Source organism: Nocardia sp. X0981 (assembly GCF_977089955.1).
The window spans coordinates 1,657,426-1,677,645 of the sequence record NZ_OZ372435.1 but is presented as its reverse complement, the minus strand read 5'-3'; the positions used below and the strand labels follow the sequence as shown (position 1 = coordinate 1,677,645).

The window sequence follows — 20,220 nt, the reverse complement described above, 5'->3', positions numbered from 1 at the left end:
TGGAGCGACCAGAGGGAGGGAGCGCAGCGACCGACCGGCGGGAGTGAAGACCCGGGGCCGCGAGGGCCCCGACCCGCGGCGCCGCAGGCGCCGCAATCAACACAGTCGGGGCCCGCCCCGGGTCTGGAGCGACCAGAGGGAGGGAGCGCAGCGACCGACCGGCGGGAGTGAAGACCCGGGGTCCCGAGGGCCCCGACCCGCGGCGCCGCAGGCGCCGCAATCAACACAGCCTAGGCTGGTCGGGTGAGTTACGACCACGTGCTGCTGCCGTCCGGTGTCGCCTCCACCCCCGCCGAGGTCGACGCGTATCTCGCGACCCAGCAGGGGCGGCCCGTGACCGCCGACGTCGCGGCGCTGGCGGCGGAGTTGAACGACCGCAACGCCGAACTCCCGGAGGCCGATACCTTCCTGAGTGTGTCGCCGCTGGGTGAGGCGCCGACCGGAACCGTCCTCCAGGTGCCCAGCCCTTATGACGCTATCGGTTTCGTCCGGGAGTTGCTGTTCCAGGTGGCGACACCGCGGGACTACGCGGTCTACGATCCGCAGCTCACCTGGTTGATCGATCCCGCCGGCCATATCCCCGTCACGGTGACCCACGGTGGTGCGGGCGAATTCCCTTATCTGACCGAAGCGTTGGCCGGTATCTGGGTGCGGGAACTGACCGCACCGAATCCGTATCTGATCGTGGAACGGGCCCCGGAGGTCTATATCCAGACCTACCGGGAATCCGACGACATCTTCACCGTGGAATACCGCGACGGTGGCCCCGACCGGCATTTCGCGGCACAGGTACACGGCCCGGATACCGTGGCCGGTCTCTTCTGGGATTGGGCACGTGAGGACCGCACCCGGTTGGACGCGCTGGCATGGCAGCGCCTGGAGCTGTGACCGGTTGTCGTACCGGCGCGCCGGGGGGCGCGTGGTGATCAGAGCGCGCGACGCCCGGAGAATGCCCGGCCGAGGGTCAGTTCGTCGGCGAATTCCAGGTCGCCGCCCATCGGCAGGCCCGAGGCGAGGCGGGTGACGGTGAGGCCGGGGAAATCGCGCAGCATCCGCACCAGGTAGGTCGCGGTCGCCTCGCCCTCGGTGTTCGGATCGGTCGCGATGATCACTTCGGTGACATCGACACCGTCGTCCTGATTACCGATCCGGGTCAGTAGTTCCCGGATCCGCAGTTGTTCCGGCCCCACCCCGCTCAGCGGGTCCAGCGCTCCCCCCAGGACGTGGTAGCGGCCGTTGAACTCGCGGGTGCGTTCGATCGCCTGCACGTCCTTGGGCTCCTCCACCACACAGATCATGCTGCGGTCGCGTCGCGGGTCGGCGCAGATACGGCACAGTTCGCCGTCGGCGACCGTGCCGCACTGCGCGCAGAACCGCACACCGTCGCGGATCTTCTGCAGCACCGCCTGGAGCCGGTCGATCTCCGGCGGTTCCACCTGCAGCAGGTGGAACGCGATCCGCTGGGCGCTCTTGGGGCCGACGCCGGGGAGTTTCCCCAGTTCGTCGATGAGATCCTGGACCGGGCCCTCGTACACCGCGCTACTCCGGGTCGCCTCAGAAACCGGGCAGGCCGGGAGCCCCGCCGGCCAGCGGGCCCAGCCGTTCGGCTGCCAGCTGCTGCGCGTTGGCCATCGCGTCGTTGATCGCGCCGATCACCAGGTCCTGCAGGGTTTCCACATCTTCCGGGTCCACGGCCTGGGGGTCGATGGTCAGCGAAAGCACCTCCCCGGTGGCCTTGATGGTCACCTGTACCAGACCGTTGCCGGCCTGTCCCTCCACCTCGGCAGCGGCGATCTCGGCCTGCGCCGCCATCACCTGCTGCTGCATCTGCTGGGCCTGCTGGAGCAACTGCTGCATATCGAACTGACCATCGGGCTGCACGGCATTCCTTCCTACGGACGGGTCGAGTTTCAGCCTAGACCGCCCGGCTCCCGAATTCCGTCCGCGCCCGCTTCCACTTAGGATCGCCGCTACCGGTGTTTCGGGCTGTGACGCGAAACACCAACCCTCCCTGGAGAAAACGGTGTTCAAGGTATACCTGTTAGGCGCGCTGCTCCTTGCTTGCGGCGCATTTCCCGCCACGGCGGCGCACGCCGACCCCCGCACGGTGACCGATTCCGGCGCGACGACCGATTCCAGCGCGGCGACCGATTACGGCAAGGGCTGTGTGATCGATCCCGCCTCCCGTGCGGTGACCATCGATTCCCTGCGCCGGCGGTGCACCGTCGAGCAGGGCAAGGTCATCTACACCACGGCCCGCGCCGGCTCGGTGCCCTCCGGAGCGAAGAACGGCTGGGTCACCGAGTCGTCGGCCATCCAGCCGGTCACACCGCCGTTCTGGATCGGCAAAACGTTCGATACCGGACCGGACGGCGGCAGGCTGCTGAACCGGGTGACCCGCGCGGATATCCCCGGCTGGCCGGCGTACGTGTACCGGGGTCCGTCCCGGATCGACGGGGAGCCCACCTGGGTTCTCGACTACACACCGGCGGTCACGCCCCAGGTCTACGACGAGATCCGCGAGGTCGTTCCGGGGGTGTGGTTCGGCTATTCCTGGTGGCGTGGCGAGCAGCAGACCCCACTGCTGCTGTCGTTCGTTCTCGCCTAGGCGAACTTGTCGGTGGGCGGCTGGAGAATGCCGCGGCACCCACTCGCCCGAGGACAGGAGCACACACCATGGCCCCGACCATCGCCTGTACCACCTTCGACTGCGCGGACGCCGCCGCGCTGGCCGATTTCTACGCGCGGCTGCTCGACCATCCGGTGGACGCCGGCGGGAGCGAATTCTTCGCTTCCGTGGGCCGGGAATCCGGGATGACCCCGCCGCTGATGTTCCTGAAGGTTCCCCAGCGCACGCCGGGCAAGAATTCGATCCACCTGGACCTGACGGCGGCGGATCGGATCGCGGAGGTGGAGCGGGCCGTATCACTGGGGGCGAAGTACATCGGCGATTTCAGCGAGTCCGGGTTCACGTGGACCACGCTCGCCGATCCGGAGGGCAATCTCTTCGATATCGCCGACCAACCCTGATCGGGCGGATCGGCGTACCCGGTCGGCCGAGGCGGTCCGACCGGGTACGCCGGTGGTCCGGCCCGCCGCCCGGTATCAGGCGAGTTCGCGCTTCAGGTTCTCCAGCACCTCGGCCTGGATCTTGCGCAGTCCCAGCGGCGCGAAAATGCCCTCGAAGATGCCCTTGACTCCTCCGGCGCCCTGCCACGTGGTTTCCAGGGTGACCGTGGAGCCGGAGCCTGCCGGGGTCACGGTCCAGGTGTTGACGAGTGAGGAATTGGCGTCCTTCTCGGTGACCACGGTATCGGCGACCGAAACCTGGGCGCGGATATTGCGGATGCGCTTCTCGGTGGCCTGCAGGGTCCATTCGGCGACGGTGCCGTCACCTCGGCCGCCTTCCACCACCTTGTAGTTGCTGTAGTGCGCGGAGTGGATTTTCGGGCGCACCTCCGTGTAGTCGGTGATCGCCGCCAGTGTGCGTTGCGGGTCTGCCGCGACCTGGATCGAACTGCCGGCTTTGACCTGTCCCACGGTTTACTCCTTATCCGGATGGTTTGTGACAGCCCTATCCTGCCCTGTGTCGTCCGTCGTCGCCGCCGCGGGCACGGGCGGAAAACACCGCAATCCTCGGATAACGGGCGGCGGACCCGAACGCGGTGCAACGGATATGTGACATTTGACCACCGACGTTGCCGCCATGCTGGCCGATCAAGACCAAGTAGGACTAGCGTCGAGGCGTGGCAATGAGTCTGTTGGGGAAGGCCGGCCACGCTCCGGCCGCATACGAATCCGGGTTCGCCGCGTATCGGGCAGGTGTCGAGCGTCTGCTCGCGAGCTACCGTGCCATCCCGGCGGACGCCGATGTGCGATTGGCGAAGAAGACCTCGAATCTTTTCCGCGCCCGCGCGAAGAATACGGCGCCGGGGCTGGATGTCTCGGGATTGACGCGGGTGATCGAGGTCGATCCCGAATCCAGGACCGCCGAGGTGGCCGGAATGACCACCTACGAGGATCTGGTCGCGGCGACCCTCCCGTACGGTCTGGCTCCACTGGTGGTGCCGCAGCTCAAGACGATCACCCTGGGCGGCGCGGTCACCGGCCTCGGGATCGAGTCGACCTCGTTCCGCAACGGTCTCCCCCACGAATCGGTGCTGGAGATGGAGGTGCTCACCGGGGCGGGCGAACTCGTCACCATCACCCCGGACGGAGAAGCGGCAGATCTGTTCCGCGGCTTCCCGAACTCCTACGGCACCCTCGGTTACACCACCCGGCTGAAGATCGAACTGGAAACCGTGCGGCCCTTTGTGGCACTTCGGCATCTGCGTTTCCACGATCTCCGTGAGCTCGAAGCCGCCCTGGATCGGATCGTGCGGGAACGCAGTCACGACGGCGAAACCGTCGACTATCTCGACGGTGTCGTTTTCAGCGCTGAAGAAAGCTATCTGACGCTGGGCCGGCAAACCGACGAACCCGGCCCGGTCAGCGATTACACCGGAATGGAGATCTACTACCGCTCCATCCAGCACGATGGTCCCGAGCCCAAACGCGACCGCCTCACCATCCACGACTACCTGTGGCGGTGGGATACCGACTGGTTCTGGTGCTCGCGGGCTTTCGGCACCCAGAATCCCAGGATCCGCCGTTTCTGGCCGAAACGCTACCGCCGCAGCAGTTTCTACTGGAAACTGGTCGCGCTCGACCATCGCTACAACATCGGCGACAAACTCGAGGCGCGCAAGGGCAATCCACCGCGTGAGCGCGTCGTGCAGGATATCGAGGTCCCGGTGGAACGCACGGCGGATTTCGTGGAATGGTTCCTGCGCGAAATCCCCATCGAACCCGTCTGGCTGTGCCCGTTACGCCTACGCGAGAACGGCCCGGCCGACTCCAGGCCGTGGCCGCTGTACCCACTGCGGCCCGGCCACACCTATGTGAACATCGGCTTCTGGTCGGCGGTTCCGAAATCGCCCGGCCAGGTAGAGGGTGCGGCGAATCGCGCCATCGAGAAAACCGTCACCGAATTCGACGGACACAAATCCCTGTACTCGGATTCCTTCTACGAGCCCGAGGAATTTTCCGCCCTCTACGGCGGTGACAGTTACAAAGAGTTGAAACAACGCTACGATCCCGGCCAGCGCCTGCTGGATCTGTATTCGAAGGCGGTGCAACGTAGATGACGACATTCAAGGACAGAACCGATGCTTTCGCGGATCTGGGCACCCGGCTCAGTATCGCCGAAGTGGTCGAAAACTTGGTCGACGGCGATGTCCCCATCAAGCTGACCGCTTACGACGGCAGCACCACCGGCCCGGTGGATTCCGAGTTCGCACTCGATATCCGGAACCCGCGCGGGATCAACTATCTCGCCAACGCCCCCGGCGATCTCGGGCTGGCCCGGGCCTACATCTCCGGCGATATGGATGCCACCGGTGTCCACCCCGGCGACCCGTACGAGATCCTGAAGGCGATGACGGACCTCAAATTCAAACGTCCGTCGGCGCTTTCGCTGGTGGCGATCGCCCGATCCCTCGGCTGGGAACGGTTGCGCCCGGTGCCGCCACCGCCACAGGAAACCCTGCCGCGCTGGCGCCGGATCGCCATGGAGGGGTTGCGCCATTCCAAAACGCGCGACGCCGAGGTCATCCACCATCACTACGACGTCTCCAATACCTTCTACGAGCATGTACTCGGCCCGTCCATGACCTACACCTGCGCCTGCTACGGCGAACGGGACTGGACGCTCGAGCAGGCCCAGGAGAACAAGTACCGGCTGGTCTTCGAGAAATTGCGGCTCTCGGAGGGCGATCGGCTGCTGGATATCGGCTGCGGCTGGGGCGGCATGGCGCGGTATGCCGCGAAACGGGGTGTCCAGGTCATCGGCGCCACCCTGTCGGCCGAGCAGGCCGCCTGGGCGCAGAAGAAAATCGCCGAGGAGGGGCTCGGCGACCGCGCCGAGGTACGGCATTCGGACTACCGCGATATCCCCGAAAGCGGATTCGACGCGGTGTCCTCGATCGGTCTGACCGAACATATCGGTGTCCACAACTACCCGTTCTACTTCCGGTTCATCCAGAGCAAACTCCGCGACGGTGGACTGTTCCTCAACCACTGCATCACCCGCCCGGACAACACCCGCACCGCCAAGGCCGGCGATTTCATCGACCGCTACGTGTTCCCGGATGGTGAACTCACCGGCTCCGGGCGCATCATCAGCGAGATCCAGAACGTCGGGCTCGAGGTGCTGCACGAGGAGAATCTGCGCGAGCACTACGCCCTGACCCTCGCCGAATGGTGCAAGAACCTGGTCGCCAACTGGGATGCCTGTGTGGCCGAGGCCGGTGAGGGCACCGCCAAGGTGTGGGGTCTGTACATGGCCGGGAGCCGATTGGGTTTCGAACGCAATGTCGTGCAACTGCATCAGGTACTCGGGGTGAAGCCGGGCCCCTCGGGGCTGCCGGAGGTTCCACTGCGACCCTGGTGGCAGCCCTAGCCGCTCAGCCGAGCAGCTCGTCGAGAAAACGGATGGAGACGCGGCTCTCCCCCAGGGGGCGAACCGCGTCCTTCCCGTCGGGCGCGATCGTCGGTAGGTCGTCGCGGACCACCCGCAGGATCTCGCGGACCGCCGGGCCGGCGTCCAGCAGCGGGCGGGACCAGCCGGCTTCGGCGCAGGCCGACACGATCGGCCCCAGCAGAGCAGCCGCTTCGCCCACCCAGCCCGCGGCCGCCAGGCATTCGGCGAGCAGTAGCGACATATCGAGCTGAGCTCGTGGTCGCCGCTGTTCGCCTGTGCGACCGTACAGTGCGCGGGCATGCCGGGCGGCTCGTTCGTGCGCGGAGCGGTCGTCCCCGGCTAATAGTTCCCGGATGACGGCGATCTCACCGGCCTCCGAAACCAGGGCGGTGGGTGGTACGGCGGCCCCGTTCGTTCCGCTGCTCCACACCGCACTGCCGGTGTGCTCCGGAGGGACGCCCCGGCCGGGCGGCACGAGCCCGAGCCGGATCTGTTCGGCGCGGATCTGCGCGTCCAGCCTGGTGAGTTGATGGTCGGCGGCGATCCGCGCGCCCTCGGACAACCGGACCGCGGCCGCCGGCAGATCACCACGCAGTGCCTTGACCCGGGCCCCGGTCACGATGGTGGCGATCAGCGATTCGATCGGACCGACTCGGGCCACCAGCTGATAGCTCTCGTCCAGCAGCTCCTCGGCGGCGGATAGATCACCGCGCCGGTACTCGAGTTCTCCCAGCAGCCCGGCGGCGGCCCGGACCCCGTGCGAACGCGGCCCCGCCCGCGTCCGTGCCACCTCGTAGGCCCGCTGATAGGCCCGCATCGCGGCCGCCACATCGAGTTGCTCGTAGGCGAGGAGTCCGCGGCCACACCAGGCGAAGATCTCCGCGAGGGGCTCCCGGGACCGCTCCTGATAGGGGCGCGCCCACTCCAGCTTCTCGGTCGCCGCCGCGAAATCGAATTCGCAGAGACGTACGTAGGCATGGATATTCGCGGCGGTCGCCACGGTCCAGGCGGGAAGTTCGTCCGGGTGACGCAGCGATTCGGCCACCAGATCCTGCACTCCGGTCCAGCGATCGTGCGCGATTTCGTCCGCGGCGGCGAGCACATCGGCCTGGCACCGCTGTTTACGCACCTCACTGTCGTCTTCGGAGCTTCGCGACAGCACATTGGACAATCGGCTCAGCGCCGAACGCGCCGCTGTGGACTGCTGCAGATTCACATTGGCACGGGCCACGGCCATCAGCAGTTTCGAACGCGAAGCCACCTGCTGTACCGGGAGTTTCGAGACCGACCCGAGCAGCGTCGCCACGCGGGAAGCGTCGATCAGATCCATTCCACCGCTCTCCAGCAGGTCGAGCGCGGCTTTGAAATCGGTACCGGCCAGCGAATGGTCCACCGATTTGCGCAGCAGTTGATGCTCGGCGTACCAGCGCGCGGCACGCCGGTGCAGTGTTCTCACCCGGCCCGGCCGGGTCCGTTCCAAACGGGCCCGCAGATATTCGGCGAACAGCGGTTGCATCCGGAACCATTCGGGGTCCTCATCGGTACGCCGGAGGAACAGTTCGCGCCGCTCGGCCTCTTCGAGCAGCCGCGGGGCCTCGGTCTTGCCGGTGAGTGCGATGGCCAGCGACCCGTTCACCTTTTCGGCCACCGCGATAGCGGACAGGAAACCGAGCATTTCCGGTTCGAGTGTGTCCAGCACGTTCTCGGCCAGGTATTCCTGGATACCGTGCCCACCCTCGGAAAGCCGGTCCAGCAGCCGGCCGGAAGCGGGATCGTCTCGCAGGGCCAGGCTGATCAGCTGTATCGCGGCCGGCCACCCGTCGGTGGCCTCGTGAATACGGTCCAACTGCTCGGAATTCAGGTCGAACCCGTTGCGCCGCACCAGGATCTCCCCGGTCTCGGCGCGGGTGAGCCGCAGCTGCGCGGAATCGATCTGCGCCAGTTCGTCGTTCACCCGCATCCGGCCGATCGGAAGGTCGGAGAGGTCTCGGCTGGTCACCACGAACCGGAGATGATGGCAGCCGCTGTCCAGGAGAGCGGACAGCACCCTCAGCGCTCCCGGATCGCTGAGCCGATGCCAGTCGTCGATGATCACCACCACCGGGTCGCCGCTGGTGTGCAGTTCGTCGATCAGGCTGGATACGGCGTAGGAGACCGTATCCGCGGGCCGTTCCTCGAGCATCTGCCCCAGCCCCGAACCGATATCCGGGCGCACCCGATTGATCGCCTCGATCAGATGGGCCAGGAACCAGACCTCGTGATCGTCGCCGCTGTCGATCCCTATCCAGGCGACGGGTAGGTCCAGCAGGGCCAGCTCATCGCGCCATTGCGCGGCCAGCACGCTTTTACCGAAACCGGCCGGGGCATGGATCACCGTGAGCCGGCGCTCGACGCCCGCGCGCAGAATATCGAGCAGCCGGGGGCGGCGCACCGGTTCCCGGGGCGGGGTCGGCGGGCGGAACTTGGTCGCCGGGCTGGGCGGCAGCGTCGCCGGGGCGGGCTTGTCGGATGGTTCGACCCCGGATGGACGCGCCCGTGTGGTGTGCCGGCCCCGCCCCGTCCCTGGCGAAAGGTTGTGCGCGCCACCTGTGACGCTGCCCCGGCCCCCACCCTGCGGCCCCGAACCGGTATCGATACCGGCGTCCGGGGAAACAGCACCGGACGAGCCGGAGGCGGGGCCGGGCTCTGCGGAACCGTGCCCGGCCGACAGCGCCGGCGGCAGCAGCGGCCAGCTGCGGCGGGCGGTCACCGCCGGCGCGGGCCGGTCGTGCACCGGGGGGAGCGCGTCCACCGCGGTGACCTCGGGGTCCAGTAATGCCATCTCGTCCGGGAGCTGCCCGTGCGCGGCCTGCACCGCGCGCAGCATTTCGCCGAACTCGTACGCGGAGGACGGCCGGTCCCGTGGGTCCTGCGCCATCGCCTTCTCGATGGCTTCGGCCACATCCGCGGGAATATCCTGCTCCCGCAGGTCGGGTACCGGTTGCGTGGTGATCCGCAGGAACTGGGCCACCACTTTCTCCCCTGCTTGCCTCTCGAAAGCGGCGTGCCCGGTGAGCAGCGCGAACAATGTAGCGCCCAGCCCGTACACATCCGAGCGCACCGTGGGCTCGGCGCCCTTGAGCACCTCGGGAGCGGTGAAGGCCGGTGAGCCGGTGATCTGGCTGCTCGAGGTCTGGAACCCCCCGGGCATCCGGGCGATCCCGAAATCGGTGAGCTGCGGCTCACCGTAGGAGCTGAGCAGCACATTCGCCGGCTTCACATCGCGGTGCAGGATCCGGGCGCGATGGGCGCTCTCGATGGCACCGGCGAGTTTCACTCCCGCCCGCAGGGTATCCGCCCAATGGAGAGGGCCGACCTCTCGTACCAGCCGCTCCAGTGACCCGTGGGTGGCGAACGGCATCACGATGAACGGCAGACCGCTGGCGGTCACATCGACCTGCAGGATATCGACGATATTCGGATGCCCGGACAGTCTGCCCATGGCATGTTCTTCGCGGAGGAACCGTTCCCGGCTCTCGGTATCCAGATCGGAGGGCAGCACCTTCACCGCGACCACCCGGTCCAGGGCCCGCTGCACACAGCGGTAGACCACGCCGAACCCGCCGCGCCCGATCTCCTGTGCCTCGCTCAACCCGAGAGCGGCGAGTTCCTCGACGATCCCCTCCTCCGGTTCGCCGGCGGCCAGCGCTTCCGGCCTTTCGACCGCCATGGTGGGCTCCGGCCCGGCGTCACCCGGCTCGCCGGAATCCTCGACGACGTAGGCGTGATCCGATTCGCGGCCCTGGGGGCCCGAACGCGTTCGTGGAGTCATCTCACCACCTCGCACTCGTAACGAATCGGCCGCGGTGCCGCACACCGCCGCGTCGCCGTTCCGGTCTTCACCTCCAACGTAGCGCGCCGGATACTCCGATGGGCGGTTTGGCTTTGTTCGCGTGTCCCCGCCGTTCGCCGCGGCAAGGGAGCACCCCGGCAGCCGCGATCGACGCTGGAGGGCCGGACCCGAGTAGCCGCCGCATCCGTCCCGGTTCCGGAACGATTCCGCAACGAGGAGCACATGATGCTCGCCCCCTGGCAGCACATACGGAGGACTTCCCCCGGCCGGAGACCCTCCGTGATCGTGCTTTTCCGTAGTCGTACCGTTCCGGAGGGTGTCCCCGCTGGTTCGGGGCCCGTCTCGGGTCTGGAGCGACCAGAGGGAGGGAGCGCAGCGACCGACCGGCGGGAGTGAAGACCCGAGACACAAGGGGGCCCCGAACCCGCCCCGCCGCAGGCGGGGCAAATGAACACAGCCCGCCCCACACGGTGGGGCGGGCTGTGCGCGGTGTTCGGTCCGGGCGGGACTCGACCCGCCCGGATCGCTACCTACTTACGCAGCGAGGCCGGGACCTCGAAGCGCTTGCCGTACTTCTCCGCCAGCTCGTCGGCCCGGGCTACGAAGCCTTCCTGGCCGCCGGGGTAGCCGACGATGAACTGGTGCACACCACCGGTCCAGGCCGGGAACCCGATACCGAAGATCGAGCCGATGTTCGCATCCGCGGTGGACTCGAGCACGCCCTCGTCGAAGCACTTCTGGGTCTCGATCGCTTCGGCGAACAGCATGCGGTCGATCAGATCCTGCAGCGGCACGTTGAAATCGCGAACGGTCTTGAAGTGCTCGCGCAGCTGTGGCCAGAGGTTGAGACGTTTGCCGTTTTCGTCGTACTCGTAGAAACCGGCCTTCTCCAGCCGGCCCGGACGTCCCTGCTCGATCATGTAGTCGATCACGTCGAGAGCGGGGTGCCGGTCGGTGCCCATGGCGGCGTCACCGGCCTTGAGGGCTTCCTCGGTCTCCTTGGCGATCTTCTGCATGAGCTTCATGTTCAGCTCGTCGGTGAGCTGCAGCGGCGGCGCCGGGTAGCCCGCCTGCGAACCGGCCTGCTCGATGGTGGCGGGCTCGATGCCCTCACCGAGCATGGCGATCGCCTCGTTGACGAAGGTGCCGATGACGCGCGAGGTGAAGAAGCCGCGGCTGTCGTTGACGACGATCGGGGTCTTCTTGATGGCGAGGGTGTAGTCGAACACCCGGGCCAGGGCCTCGTCGGAGGTCCGCTCGCCCTTGATGATCTCCACCAGCGGCATCTTGTCGACCGGCGAGAAGAAGTGGATGCCGATGAAATCTTCCTGACGCTTCACACCCTTGGCCAGGCCGGTGATCGGCAGGGTGGAGGTGTTGGAGCCCAGCAGCGCATCCGGGGTGACGATGTCCTCGATCTCCTGGAACACCTTGTGCTTGAGCTCGGTGCTCTCGAAGACCGCCTCGATCACGAAGTCGACACCGTCGAAATCGGCCACATCGGCGGTCGGCTTGATCCGGTCGAGCAGCGCCTTGGACTTCTCCTCGGTGGTCTTGCCCCGGGACAGCGCCTTGGCCTCGATCTTCTCCGAGTAGCCCTTGCCGCGTTCGGCCGCCTCGATGGTGACGTCCTTGAGCACGACCTCGTAGCCGGCCTTGGCCGACACATAGGCGATACCGGCGCCCATCATGCCCGCGCCGAGCACGCCGACCTTCTTGATCTCCTTCTTCGGCACGTCCTTGGGACGCGAACCACCGTTGTTGATGGTCTGCAGGTCGAAGAAGAACGCCTGGATCATGTTCTTCGCGACCGGCCCGGTGAGCAGGTGCACGAAGTAGCGGGATTCGATCAGCGAGGCATCGTCGATGCCGACCTGCGAACCCTCGACCGCCGCGGCCATGATGGCGCGCGGTGCGGGCATATTGGCGCCCTTGATCTGCTTGCGCAGGTTGGCCGGGAACGCGGGCAGGGTCGCCGCGAAGGAGGGGCTGGCGGGGGTACCGCCGGGGATCTTGAAGCCCTTCTTGTCCCACGGCTGGACGCCGCCCTCGGGGTTGGCCTTGATCCACGCCTTGGCGGCGGGGACCAGTTCCTCCACCGAGCCGACCAGCTCGTCGACCAGACCGATTTCCTTGGCCTTGGCCGGCTTGTTGCGCTGACCCTGCAGCAGCACGCTCATGAGCGCGGTCTGCAGGCCGAGCATGCGCACGGTGCGGATGATGCCGCCACCGGCGGGCAACAGGCCCAGGGTGGCCTCGGGAAGGCCGATCTGGGAGCCGGGGACATCGGCAGCGATACGGTGGTGGGTGGCCAGGGCGATCTCCAGGCCACCACCGAGGGCGGCGCCGTTGATGGCGGCCACGACCGGCTTGCCGAGGGTTTCCAGGCGGCGCAGCGCGGATTTGATCTCGGTCAGTTCCGCCATCAGGGCGGGGCCGTCGTCCGGGCCGACCTGCATCATGTTCTTGAGGTCACCACCGGCGAAGAAGGTCTTCTTCGCCGACGTCAGCACGACACCGGTGATGTCGTCCTTCTCGGCCTCGAGCCGCTCGACCGTCGCGGTCATCGACTTCTTGTAGAGGTCGTTCATCGTGTTGGCGCCCTGGTTCGGGTCGTCCATCGTCAGTACGACGATGCCGTCCGAATCCTTCTCCCAACCGATCATGTTGGCTTCGCTCACGGTTTTTCTATCTCCTGGTGAATGGAAAGTCCGAATTCGGTCGGGTCAGACGCGCTCGATGATGGTGGCCACACCCATACCGCCACCGATGCACAGGGTGATCAGGGCGTACCGGGCGTTACGACGCTCCAGTTCGTCGACCATGGTGCCGGTGATCATGGCACCGGTCGCACCCAGCGGGTGACCCATGGCGATGGCGCCACCGTTGACGTTGAGCTTCTCGTCCGGGATCTGCAGATCCTTCTGGAACTTCAGCACGACGGAGGCGAAGGCCTCGTTGATCTCGAACAGGTCGATATCGTCGACGGTCAGACCGGCCTTGGCCAGCACCTTCCGCGAGGCCGGGGTGGGGCCGGTGAGCATGATGGTGCTGTCGGCACCGCTGGTGGCAGTGGCGACGATCCGGGCGCGCGGGGTCAGGCCGGAGGCCTTACCGGCCTCTTCGGTGCCCACCAGCACCAGCGCGGCGCCGTCGACGATGCCGGAGCTGTTGCCGCCGTGGTGGACGTGCTCGATCTTCTCCACGAAGTGGTACTTCTGCAGCGCCACCGCGTCGAAGCCGCCCATCTCACCGATTCCGGCGAAGGACGGGTTCAGCTTGGCCAGGTCTTCCAGGGTGGTGCCGGGCCGCATGTGCTCGTCACGATCGAGCACGGTCAGGCCGTTGATGTCCTTGACCGGCACGATGGACTTGGCGAAGTAACCGCCGGTGGTCGCCTTGGCGGCCAGTTCCTGCGAACGCACGGCGTAGGCGTCGACGTCCTCGCGGGAGAAGCCTTCGATGCTGGCGATCAGGTCGGCGCTGATGCCCTGGGGTACGACGTAGGTGTCGTAGTTGGTGGCCGGGTCGAGCATCCAGGCACCGCCGTCGGAGCCCATGGGCACCCGGGACATGGATTCGACGCCGCCGGCGAGCACCAGGTCCTCGAATCCGGAGCGCACCTTCTGGGCCGCCATGTTCACGGCTTCGAGGCCGGAGGCGCAGAAGCGGTTGATCTGCACGCCGCCGACGGTTTCCGGCAGGCCGGAGGTCAGCACGGTGGTGCGGGCGATATCGGAGCCCTGGTCACCGACCGGGGAGACCACACCGAGGATCAGGTCCGAGATCCGGTCCTCGTCCAGGTTGGGGAAGCGGTTGCGCAGCTCCTGAACCAGCCCGGTGGTCAGATCGATCGGCTTGACCGAGTGCAGCGAACCCTTTTTGTTGCGGCCGCGCGGGGTGCGGATGGCCTCGTAAATGTAGGCCTCTGTGGTCATATCGGAGTGTCCCTTCCTAGGAATACGCCCGCCCGCACCTGGCGGAACAGACGCGAGTTACCTCGCCGACCGGCCGTTCGACCGACCGTCCGTATTCAATTGAGCAGCGCCGGCGAGCCGGTCGCCCGCGCGGGCATACGCTGTACAAACCGCGGCACGAACCGACAGACGGTGTCCGATGGCCCGCGTGTCACGGCCAACCATAGAACCTCGCCCTACCGGAGTCCGCAGCCACCCGCCCATAGTACCGCCGGATGCGAACTCCGGTTAACTTAACGTTGCCGAACCGGTGGTTGTCAACCGTTCAACGGGGTGGCGCCGAGCTCACTGGCCAGCAATTCCAGAGCGACCTCGTCCGGATCGCGACGATCACCGGGAGCAACCGGCCGCGCCGACTCGGCGAGCATCTCCTGTTCTTCCTCCGGCGTGGAGGGTGGGACCGCGCCCGCACCGTAACCGTAATCCGCCGGACCGGGATCGTCGGGGAGATCCGGATAGTCCGGCGGCGGAATATCGTCGTAGGGGTTCTCGGCAGGCGTGGCACCACCGGTCCGGGCCCGGCTCGGCCGGGAATACTTCGGTGGCCCCGACGTGTTCCGCCGCCCGGATGCGCGATTCGGCTCGGCGTCACCGCCGCCACCCGGCCGGCTCGTGGAGGCCCGGCCGGCATCGCCCTCGCGGGCCAGGGGGGCGCTCTCCGCCGCCCCGGTCGCGCTGTCGCCGTGGACCGGCTCGTCCGGCGCGTCACCCGGCCGGCCCGCCCCGGCGCGTCGCGGTGCGCCTCGACGACCCCCGTCCGCATCACCGGATTCGGTATCACCGGGCCGTCGGCCACCGCGTTCCCGTCCCCCGGGACCACGCGAGACCTGCTGCCCCGTCACCACCCACCGCACCGGATGCTCCCGTCCGAGCACCGCGGTGACCGCGGCCCGCACCGCCGACAAGGACTGTGGTTGCGACAGGCGCTGCACCAGCGCCGCGTGATGGGCGAGCACGATCACCCCGTCCTCGACCCCGGCCACCGTCGCCCCCGAGGTGAACATCGCGCCGATCGTCGGCCCGAATTCCCGGACCTTCACCTTGATCTCCGGCCAGGCGGCCTCCACCGCGGCCAGCAGTTCCGGTCCGGTGGGCGCCGGATCCTCCTCGGCCGGATCGTAAACACCGCCGGTGGCCGCCGGGCCCCCTTCGGGCGGATCGAGTGGACGGTCGGCGCCCGTATCGCGCGGTATCTCCGCCGGGTCCGCCGCGGGGAGCGCGTTCGCACGATGCGCCGTATCCGCGCCGGCGGATCGCGATCGTCCCGGCTCCGGCTCCGCCCCGGCCGCGGGGGCCCTGTCCGCTTCCCCACGGGGTTCGGGCTCCGGTTGTCGCCCGGCGGCCGGACTCCGATCCGCCGCCCCGGCGGCCGTGTGATCAACCGAAACAGACGGTAGAGCCGAGGATTCCGCATCGGGCCCGCCCGCCCCGGCGGCCGGTCGTACCGGGCCGGGCGCATCCGGTGCTACGGCATCAGCGCCGGACTGCGCCGAAGCCCGCGACGATTTGGATTCCCGCAGCGCGGCCAGGGCCTCGGCACCGCGGCGGCGCGCCGGATCCGCCGGACGGTCCGGAGCCCGGACGGGCGCCGGACCGTCCGGGCCGGGCGCGGGCGTAGCGCCCTCACCCGGCGCCGTCGCTCCGGCCGCCACCCGGCGTTCCAACTGTTCGAGCCGCTGCAGCGTCGCGGCCGCGGAATCGTCGGCGGCGGGTAGCAGCATGCGGGAGCAGACCACCTCCAGCAGCAACCGGGGCGCGGTGGCGCCGCGCATCTCCCCCAGCCCCGCGTGCAAGAGCTCGGCGTAGCGGGTGAGGGTCGCGGGACCGATACGCGCGGCCTGTTCCCGCAGCCGCTCCAGCAGATCCGCGGGGGCGGCGACCAAACCGCGTTCGGTGGCGTCGGGAACCGCCTGCACCAGAATGAGATCCCGCAGCCGTTCGAGCAGGTCCACGGCGAACCGCCGGGGATCGTGGCCGGCCTCCATCACCCGGTCGACGGTGCCGAACAACGCCGCGCCGTCGTGGTCGGCCAGCGCGTGCACCGCGTCGTCGATCAGCGCCACATCGGTCACCCCCAGCAGCGCGACGGCGCGCGCATAGGTCACGCCTTCGGTTCCCGCTCCCGCGAGCAACTGGTCCAGCACGCTCAGGCTGTCTCGTGGCGAACCGCCGCCCGCCCTGATGACCAGCGGGTACACCGATTCCTCGACGGGCACCCGCTCCTGCTCACAGATATCGCCCAGCAGTCCTCGCATGGTGGCCGGGGGGAGCAGCCGGAACGGATAATGGTGGGTCCGCGAACGAATGGTGGGCAGCACCTTCTCCGGTTCGGTGGTGGCGAACACGAAGATCAGATGCGCCGGCGGTTCCTCGACGATTTTCAGCAGCGCGTTGAATCCCGCGGTGGTGACCATATGCGCTTCGTCGACGATGAAGACCCGGTAGCGGGATTCGGCGGGAGCGTAGAAGGCCCGGTCGCGGAGTTCGCGGGTATCGTCCACCCCACCGTGACTGGCGGCGTCCAGCTCGATCACGTCGAGGTTGCCACCACCACCGGGCCCCAGCGATACGCAGGAGGCACAGGTACCGCACGGCGTGGAGGTGGGCCCCTGTACGCAGTTCAGCGAACGGGCGAGAATCCGGGCCGAGGAGGTCTTACCGCAGCCACGCGGGCCGGAGAACAGATACGCATGACTGATCCGGCCGGTGTCGAGCGCGGTGCACAGCGGGTCGGTGACATGCTCCTGGCCCACCACGTCAGCGAACGTTGCCGGTCGGTACTTCCGGTACAGAGCCACGGCCAGAGACTACCGGCGAACCCCGACAGCGCGGGGCCCGGTCTCGGCTCACGGCCGATTTCCGCGCACCCCTTCCCGCATTGAGTTAACAGCGTTACGCTAACGCCATTAACTTACCGGCCGGGGGTTCTCGATGCTGATCCGAATCGCACAGTTCGTCACCCGATTCCCGCGCGCGATACTCGCCGGCGCGCTGGTCGTCGCACTGCTGTGCGGTATCTTCGGCGCCACCGCCGCGGGCGGGCTGAAATCCGGTGGTTTCGTCTCCTGGGACGCCGAATCCACCCGGGCCACCGAACTACTGGCGGACAACTTCGACGGCGCCGTACCCAACTACATCCTGCTGGTCGAATCACCCGACGGTGTCGACGCGGCCCCGGTACGGGCGCGGGCCCAGCACATCGCCGACACCATCCGCGCTCATGAGAACACCGCCGATATCCAGTCGTACTGGTCCGCCCCGTCGCCCGCGGTGGCCAGCGTTCTGCGCAGTACCGACGGCCGAGCCGGCCTGATCGCGGTGCACCTGGACGGCGACGAAACACAGATCCAGCAGAGCGCGGGAACGCTCAGCGCCAAACTGACCGGTACGGCCGACGGGGTCACCGTGCGGGCAGGCGGCGCGGCCGCCACCTTCCACGAGGTGAACGAGCAGATCACCCATGATCTCGCCGTGGCCGAAGCCGCCGCCATCCCGCTCACCCTAGTGGTGCTCGTCCTGGTGTTCGGCAGTCTGATCGCGGCCTCGCTACCGCTGCTGGTCGGCCTCTTCGCCATTGCCGCCACCCTGGCGATCCTGCGGTTGTTCACACTCTTCACCGATGTGTCGATCTACGCGATGAACCTCACCACCGCACTCGGGCTGGCCCTGGCCATCGACTACAGCCTGTTCATCGTGAGCCGGTTCCGCGAGGAACTCGCCAACGGCCTCGACCCGCGTGCGGCCACCGTGCGCGCCCTGCAGACCGCCGGCCGCACCGTGCTGTTCTCCGCGCTCACCGTGGCCCTGTCGCTGTCGGCGATGCTCGTCTTCGATCTGTACTTCCTGCGCTCGTTCGCCTACTCCGGAGTGGCGGTCGTCACCGCCGCTGCGGCGGCCTCACTCGTGGTACTGCCCGCGGCCCTGGTACTGCTCGGACACCGGATCGACGCCCTGGATCTGCGCGCACCGCTACTGCGGTTGTTCGGCCGCGAACCCAGCCCGCTGGGTATCCTGGCGCCCGAGCAGAGCCACTGGTACCGGCTGGTGCTGCGGGTCATGCGCTACGCGGTCCCGGTCTCGGTGGTGATCGTGGCGCTGCTGCTGGCCCTGGGCTCACCGTTCCTCTCCGTGAAGTTCGGCTACCCCGACGAAAGAGTGCTGCCGAGCTCGGCCGCCAGCCGCCAGGTGGGCGACGAGATCCGCGCCGAGTTCCCCCGCGCCGACCCCGGCGGCAACACCACGATCGTGCTCGACGGCTTCCACGACGAAAGCGCCGTGGGCGCGTACGCGGCCCGGTTGTCCGAGGTCGACGAGGTCACCGCCGTACTGTCCGGCGCGGGCGTCTACGTCTCCGGGAACCGGCTCGCGTCCACCCCACCGGGTATGACGAACAGCACCGGCACCTACCTGTCCGTCACCAGTTCCCTCGACCCGTTCTCACCGGCCGGTGGGGACCAGTTGGCGGCTCTGCGGGCGGTGCCCGCGCCCGCGCCCGCGCTGTTCGGCGGCGCCGCCGCAATGAACGACGATTCGCTCGACGCGCTGGCCGAACGCCTTCCGCTCGCCGCGCTTCTCATCGTCGTGACCACGTTCGTGGTGCTGTTCCTGTTCACCGGCAGCGTGTTCCTGCCGCTGAAAGCCCTGCTGCTGAACACCCTCTCACTGACCGCGGCGTTCGGCGCCATGGTGTGGATATTCCAGGAGGGCCACCTCGAGGGAGTGCTCGGGTTCACCGCTGTCGGCTATCTGGTGCCGACCATGCCGATCCTGATGTTCTGCCTGGCCTTCGGCCTTTCCATGGACTACGAGGTCTTCCTGCTGTCCCGTATCCGGGAGGAATGGCTGCGGCGCCGGGCCGGTCGCGCCGGCGACGAATACGCGGCCGAGGACAATACGCAGTCCGTCGCGATCGGCGTGGCCCGGACCGGCCGGATCTTCACGGCCGCGGCGGTGCTCATGGCCATCGTGATCGGCGCCCTGACCACCTCCGCGGTCTCGTTCATCCAGCTGATGGGCCTGGGCTTGACGTTGACCGTTCTCGCCGACGCCACCATCATCCGGGCGCTGCTGGTCCCCGCGCTGATGCGGTTGCTGGGCCCGCTCAACTGGTGGGCGCCGAAACCGCTGGCCCGGTTGCACACCCGGATCGGCTTCACCGAGGAACCGGTCGATACGCCCGCCGCCGCACCCCCGGTTCGCGTATGACCGGGCGCCCACGTTCCCCGCGCGGATCCGGCGCCCGGTTACGCGAGGAGATCCTCTCCGCCACCAGGGAACTGCTCGAACGCACCGGTGATGTCGGCGCGGTATCGATCCGGGCGGTCGCGAACCGCGTCGGCGTCAGCGCGCCCTCGATCTACCGGCATTTCGCCGATAAGGACGCACTGATCGAAGCCGCCGTCGCCGAAGTGTTCGAAGCCCTGAACACCGCGATGCGGGCCGCGGTGGACCCGCACGACCCACCGGCGCTGCGGCTGCGCCGGCTCGGTCTCGCCTATATCCGTTTCGCCCTCGACCACCCGGAGCAGTACCGGCTGGCCACTATCCCGACACCGGCTCGCGGGGCGGTAGATCTCGTTCTCACCAGCGGCGCTTTCCGATACTTCGCCGCCACCGTGGAAGAAGCCATGGCCGAGGGGCTGATCGACCGCGGCGATCCCACCCCACTGGTGCTGGAATTGTGGGCGGCAGCGCACGGTATCGCCTCCCTGCTGCTGGCCAAACCGTTTCTGCCGTGGGGTGATCCGATGGCCGTGGCCCAGCGGGTGCTCGACGCGGCCTGCGCCGGTCATGTGGTCACCGAACTGATCGGCCCCGGGGCGTCCCCGGCGGAGACCACCCAGTGGCTGATGGCGCTGCGCGCACGGGTGCGCGGCTCCGGAACCGGCTGA

14 protein-coding genes are annotated in these 20,220 nt (G+C 67.9%); 7 read left to right on the top strand and 7 right to left on the bottom strand.

Going from position 1 to position 20,220, the window contains the following annotated elements:
- Positions 1-243 precede the first annotated feature (243 nt).
- Entirely contained in the window at positions 244-888 is a 645-nt protein-coding gene (locus ACYR7D_RS07370; protein ID WP_459548869.1) for a hypothetical protein, read from the top strand.
- Positions 889-926: 38 nt separating this feature from the next.
- Here the strand turns inward: ACYR7D_RS07370 and recR are convergent, their stop codons facing one another.
- Complete coding sequence (gene recR / locus ACYR7D_RS07365; RefSeq protein ID WP_459548868.1) at positions 927-1,535, bottom strand: recombination mediator RecR; 609 nt, start codon at positions 1,533-1,535, stop codon at positions 927-929.
- Positions 1,536-1,554: 19 nt separating this feature from the next.
- A complete protein-coding gene (locus tag ACYR7D_RS07360) occupies positions 1,555-1,881 on the bottom strand; it encodes a YbaB/EbfC family nucleoid-associated protein (protein WP_459548867.1) in 327 nt (108 codons plus the stop codon).
- 142 nt (positions 1,882-2,023) lie between these two features.
- On the opposite strand from ACYR7D_RS07360, the gene ACYR7D_RS07355 reads away from it, so the two are divergent.
- A complete protein-coding gene (locus ACYR7D_RS07355) occupies positions 2,024-2,608 on the top strand; it encodes a hypothetical protein (protein WP_459548866.1) in 585 nt (194 codons plus the stop codon).
- A gap of 68 nt (positions 2,609-2,676) precedes the next feature.
- The gene (locus ACYR7D_RS07350; protein ID WP_459548865.1) at positions 2,677-3,030 is read left to right on the top strand and encodes a VOC family protein; all 354 of its coding nucleotides are present in this window, start codon (positions 2,677-2,679) and stop codon (positions 3,028-3,030) included.
- A 75-nt stretch (positions 3,031-3,105) separates the two neighbouring features.
- Here the strand turns inward: ACYR7D_RS07350 and ACYR7D_RS07345 are convergent, their stop codons facing one another.
- Positions 3,106-3,540 carry an SRPBCC family protein gene (locus ACYR7D_RS07345; RefSeq protein WP_459548864.1) on the bottom strand — a complete coding sequence of 145 codons (435 nt, stop codon included), beginning with the start codon at positions 3,538-3,540 and terminating at the stop codon, positions 3,106-3,108.
- Positions 3,541-3,752: 212 nt separating this feature from the next.
- On the opposite strand from ACYR7D_RS07345, the gene ACYR7D_RS07340 reads away from it, so the two are divergent.
- Positions 3,753-5,186: an FAD-binding oxidoreductase gene (locus ACYR7D_RS07340; RefSeq protein WP_459550066.1), complete on the top strand. Its 1,434-nt coding sequence runs from the start codon at positions 3,753-3,755 to the stop codon at positions 5,184-5,186.
- A complete protein-coding gene (locus ACYR7D_RS07335) occupies positions 5,183-6,499 on the top strand; it encodes a class I SAM-dependent methyltransferase (protein WP_459548863.1) in 1,317 nt (438 codons plus the stop codon). Before ACYR7D_RS07340 ends, ACYR7D_RS07335 begins: the two co-directional genes overlap by 4 nt.
- A 4-nt stretch (positions 6,500-6,503) precedes the next feature.
- Here ACYR7D_RS07335 and ACYR7D_RS07330 read toward each other — a convergent pair whose 3' ends face one another.
- The 4 genes from ACYR7D_RS07330 to ACYR7D_RS07315 all read right to left on the bottom strand — a co-directional run bounded on the left by ACYR7D_RS07330 (position 6,504) and on the right by ACYR7D_RS07315 (position 17,127).
- On the bottom strand, positions 6,504-10,229 hold the full coding sequence (locus tag ACYR7D_RS07330) for a protein kinase domain-containing protein (protein ID WP_459550065.1): 3,726 nt from the start codon (positions 10,227-10,229) through the stop codon (positions 6,504-6,506).
- 653 nt (positions 10,230-10,882) lie between these two features.
- The gene (locus tag ACYR7D_RS07325; protein WP_459548862.1) at positions 10,883-13,033 is read right to left on the bottom strand and encodes a 3-hydroxyacyl-CoA dehydrogenase NAD-binding domain-containing protein; all 2,151 of its coding nucleotides are present in this window, start codon (positions 13,031-13,033) and stop codon (positions 10,883-10,885) included.
- Positions 13,034-13,078: 45 nt separating this feature from the next.
- Positions 13,079-14,290, bottom strand: coding sequence for an acetyl-CoA C-acetyltransferase (locus ACYR7D_RS07320; protein ID WP_459548861.1), 1,212 nt, complete (start codon positions 14,288-14,290; stop codon positions 13,079-13,081).
- Between the two features lie 296 nt (positions 14,291-14,586).
- Positions 14,587-17,127, bottom strand: a complete 2,541-nt coding sequence (locus ACYR7D_RS07315) for a DNA polymerase III subunit gamma and tau (RefSeq protein WP_459548860.1) — start codon at positions 17,125-17,127, stop codon at positions 14,587-14,589.
- Positions 17,128-17,260: 133 nt separating this feature from the next.
- Here ACYR7D_RS07315 and ACYR7D_RS07310 point away from each other — a divergent pair, with 133 nt between their 5' ends.
- Positions 17,261-19,534, top strand: a complete 2,274-nt coding sequence (locus ACYR7D_RS07310; protein ID WP_459548859.1) for an MMPL family transporter — start codon at positions 17,261-17,263, stop codon at positions 19,532-19,534.
- Positions 19,531-20,220, top strand: a complete 690-nt coding sequence (locus tag ACYR7D_RS07305) for a TetR/AcrR family transcriptional regulator (RefSeq protein ID WP_459548858.1) — start codon at positions 19,531-19,533, stop codon at positions 20,218-20,220. The genes ACYR7D_RS07310 and ACYR7D_RS07305 overlap by 4 nt, the downstream gene beginning before the upstream one ends.